This is a genomic window from Pedobacter insulae (assembly GCF_900113525.1).
Lineage (GTDB): Bacteria > Bacteroidota > Bacteroidia > Sphingobacteriales > Sphingobacteriaceae > Pedobacter > Pedobacter insulae.
On sequence record NZ_FOPP01000018.1, the window covers coordinates 1 to 9,998 of the forward strand.

At 41.0% G+C, this 9,998-nt stretch carries 6 protein-coding genes and 1 pseudogene; all 7 read left to right on the plus strand.

What is annotated here, in order from left to right:
• Positions 1 to 245, plus strand: a pseudogene (locus BM207_RS19230) (hypothetical protein); the annotation flags it as partial.
• 179 nt (positions 246 to 424) lie between these two features.
• On the plus strand, positions 425 to 1,006 hold the full coding sequence (locus BM207_RS18930) for an RNA polymerase sigma factor (RefSeq protein ID WP_090998309.1): 582 nt from the start codon (positions 425 to 427) through the stop codon (positions 1,004 to 1,006).
• A 95-nt stretch (positions 1,007 to 1,101) separates the two neighbouring features.
• Positions 1,102 to 2,244 (plus strand): FecR family protein, encoded by a 1,143-nt coding sequence (locus BM207_RS18935; protein ID WP_090998311.1) that lies wholly within the window; start codon positions 1,102 to 1,104, stop codon positions 2,242 to 2,244.
• A 123-nt stretch (positions 2,245 to 2,367) separates the two neighbouring features.
• Positions 2,368 to 5,985, plus strand: coding sequence for a SusC/RagA family TonB-linked outer membrane protein (locus tag BM207_RS18940; protein ID WP_090998313.1), 3,618 nt, complete (start codon positions 2,368 to 2,370; stop codon positions 5,983 to 5,985).
• Between the two features lie 22 nt (positions 5,986 to 6,007).
• Positions 6,008 to 7,396 (plus strand): RagB/SusD family nutrient uptake outer membrane protein, encoded by a 1,389-nt coding sequence (locus tag BM207_RS18945; RefSeq protein ID WP_090998316.1) that lies wholly within the window; start codon positions 6,008 to 6,010, stop codon positions 7,394 to 7,396.
• A 37-nt stretch (positions 7,397 to 7,433) separates the two neighbouring features.
• Positions 7,434 to 9,065 carry a peroxiredoxin family protein gene (locus BM207_RS18950; protein ID WP_177217177.1) on the plus strand — a complete coding sequence of 544 codons (1,632 nt, stop codon included), beginning with the start codon at positions 7,434 to 7,436 and terminating at the stop codon, positions 9,063 to 9,065.
• Between the two features lie 478 nt (positions 9,066 to 9,543).
• Positions 9,544 to 9,834, plus strand: coding sequence for a helix-turn-helix domain-containing protein (locus BM207_RS18955; RefSeq protein ID WP_245768170.1), 291 nt, complete (start codon positions 9,544 to 9,546; stop codon positions 9,832 to 9,834).
• Positions 9,835 to 9,998: the final 164 nt, after the last annotated feature.

The window sequence follows — 9,998 nt, forward strand, 5'->3', positions numbered from 1 at the left end:
TGCGAATGCACCAGTGGAAAGCATGGAAACGTGCGTCTGCGAGAATAAAGGGGCTCCTTAAATTAGGGGCTTCTAAACGGGACGCCTACAGGTGGGCGCATAGCAGCAAGGGTTATATCAGGGCGGCACAGGGATGGATTCTTTCAACAACACTCACGTTGGAAGAACTTAAACGCCGCGGCTACCGAGGCTTCATGGATACCTACTATTGGAAGAAGAAGAGAGCACAGACAACATTATTCTAACAAACCGCCGTATACCGAACGGTACGTACGGTGGTGTGAGAGGACAGGTAGCCAACTAATGGCTATCTTCCTACTCGATTACGTCTTACAAATAGAAAATACCGACTGTTATTTTTGTATCCTATATAAATATTGTGTACGCTTGTGGAGAATTTAATCCGTTTTAACGCACAAAATTCATGATCGATTACCAAAACTTAGGGGACGAAGGGCTTGCTTCCTGTATTAGGAAGGGCGACCGGATTGCGTTCACTGAGATTTACGATCGGTATTGGACGGTTTTATATCTTCATGCAAGAAAGATGCTTCGTAATGATCAGGAGGCGGAGGATATTGTGCAGGAACTTTTTACCCAGCTTTGGAAAAAGGCGGCAGAGATCAACTATACAGTAAAGCTCTCTTCTTACCTGTACCGGTCAGTCAGAAATCGTATCCTGGACCACATCACCCATCAAAAAGTAGTGCAGGATTACCAGCGTTCGCTTGTCGAGTTTCTCGGTTCCAGGGCATCTTCTCCAGATGAGCTGCTGGTGGAAAAGGAGTTGGCATTCCTCATCGAACAGGAAATCCAAGCCCTGCCAGAAAAGATGCGGGAGGTTTTTGTACTAAGCCGTAAGCAGCATCTTTCTTATAAAGAAATTGGGGATCAGCTGGGTATCTCTGAACACACAGTGCGCAACCAGGTTAGTAACGCACTTAGTATTTTACGCACCAAACTCGGCGTGTCGTCGATGGTGATCTTTATGCTTTTGAGCAAATAAGCAAAGATTGATCGTTTTCCTAAATTTATTTTAATCCTATCTAGTACGCTCGTTCTAGTTAACCGTCCTATCATCAAATCTACAAATCTCTGGTGATGAAAAAGGATATACAACTTAAGGAATTATACGATAAATACACGGATGGTACGGCTTCCAAAGAAGAAAGGCTATTGTTGGAAAATTGGTACAATGCAGTGGCGGCTGGTAAAGATGAACCAATTAGCCATGAAAAGCTAATGGCAGCCAAGAATAATATGTGGATTGGTATCCAGGCAAACGTGGAACCTGTGACGACCAAAACCGCTAAGCTTTGGTATAAACTAGCTGCCGCTGCGTCAATCGTAATCGTTATTGGCCTCGGTCTTTACCTATATCAACCAAGCAGGAAAACAGCTACTACTAAGGTAGCCTATGCAAATGATATTGCCCCAGGAAAGAGCGGTGCAACACTTACCCTTGCCAATGGTCAAAAAATCCTGATCAACGATGCGCTTACAGGAAACATCGCCAACCAATCTGGCGTAAAGATTTCCAAAACCGCCGATGGACAAATCATCTATGAGATTGCTTCGTCTCCTCGCAATGGCGCAGTCCAATATAATACCCTTTCAACTACACGGGGAGAACAAGCCCAGGTGCGCTTGCCTGATGGAACCCTCGTATTTTTAAATGCAGAATCCTCTTTAAAATACCCTACCAGTTTTGCAAGGCTTGATAAAAGGCAGGTAGCTTTAACCGGTGAGGGATATTTTGAAGTGGCAAAGGATAAGGCGCATCCATTTGTGGTAAGAACAGAAAAGCAGCTAGTGGAGGTATTGGGTACGCACTTCAATGTTTCGTCGTACCATGACGGTACCGCCGAGAAAACCACCTTACTCGAGGGAAGCGTACGGGTATCATCATCCGGAACGAAGGCAAAGGATTTTACCCTACAACCCAATCAACAGGCGGTTTTGGCAGGGGATAGTTTTTCCGTTATAAATGTAGTAGCTGATGACGCTGTGGCCTGGAAAAATGGGTTGTTCATTTTCGATGATGAATCATTGGCAAGCATCATGAAACGGGTGGAGCGCTGGTACGATGTGGAGGTGGTTTACGATAGCAAAATAGATAAAAATAAGCAGTATGGAGGTGGCGTTTCCAGATACGATAACGTATCGAAGGTGCTTGAAAAACTAACATTAACTGGTAATATTCACTTTAAAATTGAAGGAAGGAGAATTACAGTTATGGAATAGCCTTTTTAAAGAACCCCGACCAATGGCCGGGGCTGGATGTTCTGGCCAATTATTTATTAACGCAATTACCTGACAATTTTCGACGAGAGGCAGGTATTGCATAAACCATCACAAAACAAATTTATGAAATTTATTCAGCTATTTAGATGGGCTGTTTTTGCTGTCCCATCTAAGCAATGCCAAAGAATTATGAGTCCCGATCTTTTCGGGATCAATAGAACCACTAAAAACAAATGGCTTATGCGAATTAATCTGACCATTGTTGTTATGACTGCCTTTTTGATGCAGGTAAACGCTGCGAGTTTTGCGCAACGTATCACCTTAAAAAGCAATAGCATAACCTTGAAAAAGACATTTATTGAAATAAGAAAGCAGACAGGTTATATTGTTCTTTATGAAACAGAATTACTCAATAAAACAAAACCAATAAAGCTTAATCTTACAGATGTTCCGTTGGTAGATGCACTTAAAATTATGCTCGAAGGACAAAATCTGGACTTCTCAATCACCGATAAATCCATAGTTGTTAAGGAAAAAGTAGACCGTTCATTTTTTCAAAAAGTTAAAGATTATTTTTTAAATATTGATGTCAAGGGACGATTGGTAGATGAAAATGGGCAGCCATTGGCTGGCGCTTCTGTTACTGTTAAAGGAACCGAACTTAAGATTATCACGAATGAAAAAGGAGAATTTTCATTCACAAGTTTAGATGAAAAAGCTGTTCTTGTTATTTCTTTTATTGGTTATGAAACTAAAGAGTTGGCTGTAAAAGCTGATTTAGGAACAATAAGAATGACTGTTAGTACAGGGGAATTGGAGGAAGTGAAGGTAAGTTATAATACGGGGTATCAGACTTTACCCAAAGAAAGGGCAACAGGGTCGTTTGTTCAAGTTGATAATAAGCTATTTGAACGTGCGGTGTCTACGAACATAATGGATCGACTGGACGGAGTAGTTAGTGGCATGCTATTCAATCGCGGTGCCCGGGGAAACCAAGACCTCATTTCGATTCGCGGTCGGAACACCATTTTCGCTAACGCATCCCCGCTTATTGTGGTAGATGGTTTTCCCTTTGATGGAAATATTGACAATATTAATCCCAATGATGTGGAGAGTATCACAGTGCTGAAAGATGCTGCTGCGGCTTCCATTTGGGGTGCACGGGCAGGTAATGGGGTTGTTGTGGTTGTGACCAAAAGTGGTAAACGCAACAAGCCGATGGAGGTTTCGCTTAACAACAACGTGACCATTGGCCAAAAACCAGACTTATATGCAGAACCCCGCATTTCTTCAACAGAATTTATCGATTTGGAGCGTTCACTTTTCGATCAGGGGTTTTATACCTCCCGAGAAAATTCGGCAGCACATTCGGTATTGCCAGAAGCGGTAGAAGTTTTTATCCAGCAGCGTGACGGCAAAATTTCTGCCCATGAAGCAGAAAGACAGTTGAATGTACTCAGGAATTCCGATGTCCGTGATGATTTTAACCGTTATTTTTATCGAAATAGTATCAATCAGCAATACGCTCTCAACGTAAACGGAGGCACGGATAAAGTTTCATACTATTTCTCCAGCGGATACGACAAAAACCAAGCGGCGTTGAGAGAAAACTACAATACCCGTTTTACACTGAATTCCCTTAACCGGTTCCGGCCAGTTAAAAACCTTGAGATCACTGCCGGAGTTAATTACATCCAGGCATTTAACCAAACAAATAATCCGGGACACGAGAGTATCACACCTCAAATTGGGGGTTATCAATTGGCTCCATACGCCAGGCTGGCAGATGAGATGGGGAACGCCCTGCCTATTGCAAGAGATTACCGAATAGGCTGGGTGGGCAACCCGCAGCACCCTGCTTTATTGGATTGGCACTATAGGCCATTAGACGAGATCTATCTTGCCGACAATACATTGACTACTTATGACACTCGACTGCAAACCAGTGGTAATTACACGTTTATACCTGGTTTGAATGCGGAGGTAAAATATCAATATCAACGTTCTTTAACCGAAGGCAGGAACTATCAAAGTGTGAATGTTTATGAGGTACGGAATCTGATTAACCAATTTACGCAATTTAATCAAGACGGTTCGATTCGTTATCCCGTTCCCGTTGGCGGTACAATGTTTCAGGATAACAGGATTCTCTCTTCTAATTCTTTCCGTGGCCAGTTAAACTTTAATCGAAGCTTCGGTGAAAAGCATGCCATAGCTACTTTAGGTGGTATGGAAGCCCGGGAAGTAGTTGCAGATCGCACTGCCAATAAATTCTATGGGTACGACGATGATCTGGCTACTCGGACAACAGTAGATTTCCTTTCTTCTTATCCAAAACGTCCGTCTGGCAGCGGGACAATTCAAGCCGCCACAGGAGGGGGCGTTGGTCAAGCAATCTCAGGAACTAACAATCGTTACCTATCTTATTTTTTTAATGGCGCTTACACCTTCGATAAACGGTATAATCTGTCTGTTAGTGCGCGGTGGGACGCATCTAATCTGTTTGGTGTTGAAACAAATCAACGTGGAATACCCTTATGGTCGGCAGGACTTAGCTGGAACGCCAGTAAAGAGAAATTTTACCAATTTGACTGGTTGCCCTATTTGAGAGTTCGGGGTACATACGGCTATAATGGTAATACATTAAATAGCGCTGCAGCATTTCTTACCGCCTATTACCTAACATCATCTAGTACTGGTGCCCGATATGCCACTATTACTAACCCTGCTAATCCATCACTACGTTGGGAACGGGTGCGAATGCTAAATCTGGCAGTCGATTTTGCCACAAAGGCCAATCGGATTTCGGGTAGTATAGAGTATTTCCAGAAGCGGGGGTTTGATATCTTCGGAGATCCATTGTTTCCTCCTAGTGCAGGGATAGGGTCTGTTCGTCGCAATGTAGCGAATACGAGAGGGAAGGGTGTGGATATCACTTTAAATACAATCAATACTAAAGGGGCAATCGGTTGGTCAAGTTTGTTCCTATTTTCGTATGCTCAAGACTTTATAGCCAAGTACGATTTGAACCCTACGTCCAGCCAGCTTGTACAAAGCGGTGCTGGAACTGCTTCTGGACTTCTTTATCCTATTGAAGGAGCCCCGCTTTTTAACCTATACAGCTATCTATGGGGAGGGCTCAACCCGGTTACTGGAGCACCAGTGGGGATGCTAAATGGCAAAAAAAGTGAAGATTATACAGCGATTGTCAATCAGACCAAAATCGAAGATCTTGTCTCTCATGGTTCAGCTGTCCCCGTTTTTTTTGGTGGTTTCAGAAATGAGTTTTCGTTCAGGAATTTTAATCTCTCCTTTAATATTACCTATAAGTTGGGCTATTATTTCCGCAGAAACACGGTGAGATACAATGATGCTAATTATTGGGCAATTCAACATGGAGATTATTCAAAGAGATGGCAAAACAGTGGAGATGAGCTAAATACATATATTCCGTCAATGCCGGATGTTCCTTTTATAAATATCTCTAGAAGAGATGATATTTATGCCAATTCCTCAATAACGGCCATTAAGGGGGATCACATCCGCTTACAGGATATACGATTTTCTTATGATTTTAATAAAAAGAATTTTCGTTGGTTGCTAACAAACAGATTGCAGGTTTATTTCTTTGCTAACCAATTGGGATTATTATGGAGAGCAAACAAGTTTGGATTGGATCCAGACAATCAAGTAATCCCAACAGTTTCAACCTATTCTTTCGGCTTACGCACAGCTTTTTAGTTAACGATATCAAATAATCAATATGAAAAAATCATTTTTATTCAGTCAAGTGGCAAAATATTTTTTGTTCTTGATATCCATCCTCTTTATGACTTCCTGTGAAAAAGATTGGCTTGAAAAAAAGCCAGATAAGTCCATGGTCGTCCCAAAATCAGTAGCTGATTATCAAGCAATTTTAAACTATCAAACTCGGTTAAATTACGTGTATGGATTATATCCAATCTATGCCACCGACGAATTTTATACTACTCGTAATGGTTGGAATACAAGATCAGATCGCGAACGTAATACCTATATCTGGGCTTCCGAGTTGAATAGCGATATCTCTGAATGGGTAAATATGTATCAGACGGTTTTTTATGCCAATGCGGCCTTAAATGGGCTAGATCAATTGTCTGCGTCTGAAAAAAATGGCGATGACTGGAAAAATGCGCGTGGTTGCGGCTTGTTTTTTCGTGCACTTAGTTTTTACTGGCTTTCACAATTATTTAGTGCTCCTTATGACGCAAAAACTAGTGAAACAGATCTTGGTATCGTGTTGCGGTTGGATCCCAATCCCGAAAAAGCTTTAGGCCGTGCTTCAGTTAAGGATACCTATGACCGAATTTTAGACGACTTGACGAATGCCAATCAATTGCTCTACAACGTCCCAGCTTACCCCACAACGCCATCAAAGTGGTCAAGTAATGCTCTTTTATCACGAATCCATCTAACGATGGGTAATTATGAACAAGCACTGTCGTTTGCTACGGCCTCCTTAGCTCTAAAAGACAACCTGATGAACTATAACGATGTTGTTCCCGTTAGCAATTTTCAGACTTTTCAACCTTTTAATGAAGAAGTACTACTGGATGCTTACACTGGGTCTTCTGGCACCTTTTTGCCCTATGCAACCGGCGCATCCAGTGTAGATACGATACTTTATGGTTCGTATAGCCAAAATGATTTGCGGAAAAGTTTACTTTATTATCCGCAAGGTAATAGAGTGATTTATCGCGGGGAATATAGTGGTCGAAGGTTTTATCCTTTTACGGGCTTGGCCACTAACGAAGTTTACTTAATTAAAGCAGAATGTGAAGCACGCCTAGGCCAAACGGCAGCCGCAATGAACACATTAAATACTTTGCTGAAAACTCGGTGGAGGACAGGGACGTTTGTTCCTTTTCTCGCCAGCAGCCAGCGAGAAGCATTAAATATCATACTTGCAGAGCGGCGAAAGGAGCTGGTGTTTACTGGCCTTCGGTGGGTAGATTTGAGACGATTAAACAAAGATCCTGATTACGCGGTTACCCTCATTCGTAAATTTGAAGATGGAGAAATATTTACGTTACCTCCGAATGACCCCAGGTATGTATTCCCCATTCCGCAAGCTGAAATTGAACTAACGGGAATTGAACAAAATGTTAGATAGTAGAGGAAAAATTAAAATGAATATAAAAAAAACATCAATGAAGAAGATTTTTAAGTTGTCATTACCCATGCTTGTCATCATCTCAAATGTGAGCGTAGGAATCTCACAAGTAAATGTCGACGATCGGCAATCAGTAGAAAATGCTAAAATAGTAGGACAATTGCATGGATTGGAAGGAGACACTCTTACTTTGAGTTATTGGGTAAATGCATTAGGTCTTGATGAGACAAGCAGTTATAAGAGGGCTTTTGCTCCGGTAGAACAAAAAATTATCGTTGCTAAAGACGGATCCTTTAGTGTACGCATTCCTGTTTATAAAAAACTTCAATATTTTTCATTAAAAAGTAATCGACAAAAAACTATTTGGAAAGAAGAGTATTTTTTTAGAAAAGGCAAGATGGACGATATTTCCACTTCAGCCAGTGTTCCGGTATTAAACTGGTCGTACTTTATATTAGAACCCGGTGATGATATAAAGGTAGTGCTACAACATGGACAAATGAGTTTTTCTGGGACCGGGGCCGAAAAGATAAAATACTTAAACGAATTTAAATATAGCCAGAATAGACCCAAATCTTTTCAAAGCTTTAGAGGAGACTCGCTGTCGACAATAAAGCGCATAAGCTATTATGACGATTTGCAGCAGTTTGGAATTAATATTTTGAAGAAATATCATGGAAGAATTTCTCCGATGGCTTATCAGGTACTGCAGGCAGATATCATTGGGCATTGCCAATACTATAGATACTCCTCAGCTTCATTATTTAACTCGTACAAAGACCCAACTATTCGGAGGATCTACCTCAATATTTACAAGGAACAAGTCAAGGCGAAAGCCCTTCCTTTACTTGAACAGCTATCAACAGAAGTTTTAGGTTTGTCTAAGTCTTATCCATTGTTTTGGCAACAACGCTTTAAAGTTGAACAGAGCTACCTTTTATATAATGCCCATGGAGACGGTGTTGAAACTCAGCAAGCTTCAAAGAATGATCTATTTGAAGCGGTTCTGAATCTTAAAAAAGGATTGTTGAAAGATAAACTGATTGTAATGAATTGTTCAGATATGCTAAAAGTGTTTGGACAGGTACAAGTGGAGGAGCGTCTCGCAACAGCACTTACGGAATTACAAGATCCGACAATGTATGCGGTTGTAAAACGTTTCCGTGACGATTTCTCAAAAGGGCAGCTGACTTATGATTTCACCATGGAAGATGTTGAGGGGAACCATGTACGGCTTTCGGATTTCCGAGGAAAGGTTGTATTTGTAGATATTTGGTTTACCGGATGTGGAGGATGCGTTAGTGTTGCTAAAGCCATGCGCGATAAAGTTGAGCCTCACTTCGAAGGAAAGGATGATGTGGTTTTTCTCAGCATTTCAATTGATAAGGATAAGCGGATGTGGAAAAATAGCATTACTAAGGATGCCAAAAGAGACCCGAAGCTGAGCTATCAACGGCCTGGCGCTCATTATTCGGGAGATAAAACAATTTATCTTCGAACCTTAAATGGATCTGATGATCCATTTATCAAGAAATACGTCACAAATGCCTACCCAACACTCATGTTAATTGATCGCGAAGGTAAGGTGTTTGCATTTTCCGCCCAACGCCCTGATGGAGGTAAGGCAAAGTTGCTCATTGACCAAATTAATGATGTAAGAAAATTATGAGCTTTAATAAGTGTTCTTTAAAGCTTTAAACCCTACTTTAAATTGAAATTTAGGTTGGTAGTAATAGTTAGTTAAACGGAGGTTTACTGGATGGTAGCCTCCGTTCTCAAAGATATATGAATTTATCTCCTGCTTTTGATTTAACATTGTCAAACCGATTCAAAAAAGATTTTCCGAAGTTTTACGCATTTTACCCATCCATCTTTGCTATTTATAGGAGGATGAACGGGAAATTTGTTCATTTTTTCTGATTTTTATCCCCCTTCAAACGAAAAAATTCCTTTAAAGCCCACTATTTGCTCGTCTAACCAACAAGTCCAAATTTTTTTCGAAATACCCCTTTAAGAGTGTGTTAGTGGCTCTTTTTTTCGTTTGGAATAATTTATTCCAAGCTCGGAATAATTTATATCGTTTTGGAATAATTTATATCGGCCCTTTTTTAGGGTATTCAATTTTTCTGTCGCAAATTTGAAATGTGATGGAAAACCTGACACTCTTCGAAATGCAAATGCTAGAACTCCAACGGGAGATCTTGGCAGAGCTGAGGAATCTATCACGCACCATTTCCCCAACCCAACTCCCGGCACTCGAAGAAAAATTGATGACCCGTCAGGAAGTTGTGGATTATCTCAAGATCAGTGAAAGTACTTACCTGCGAAGGTTAAGGGACGGCAGGCTCAATCCCATAAAAAAAATTGGCGGTGATCGTTTTTACAAATCCGATCTGATTCGTGAATTTCAGGAGAGTAAGAGAAGAGGCCGGATCTAGTTTGACACATTGTAAACTTATTCCAGTATAGGACAGTCTGACATTCGTCTGAGATTCAACTACCTTTTCACTACCTGATGACTACCTAAACTATACCCTTGGAATACCTTTTTTAATACCCGCACGATACCCCCCGGGTATCTTAAAGGTATTGTTTTGGTATT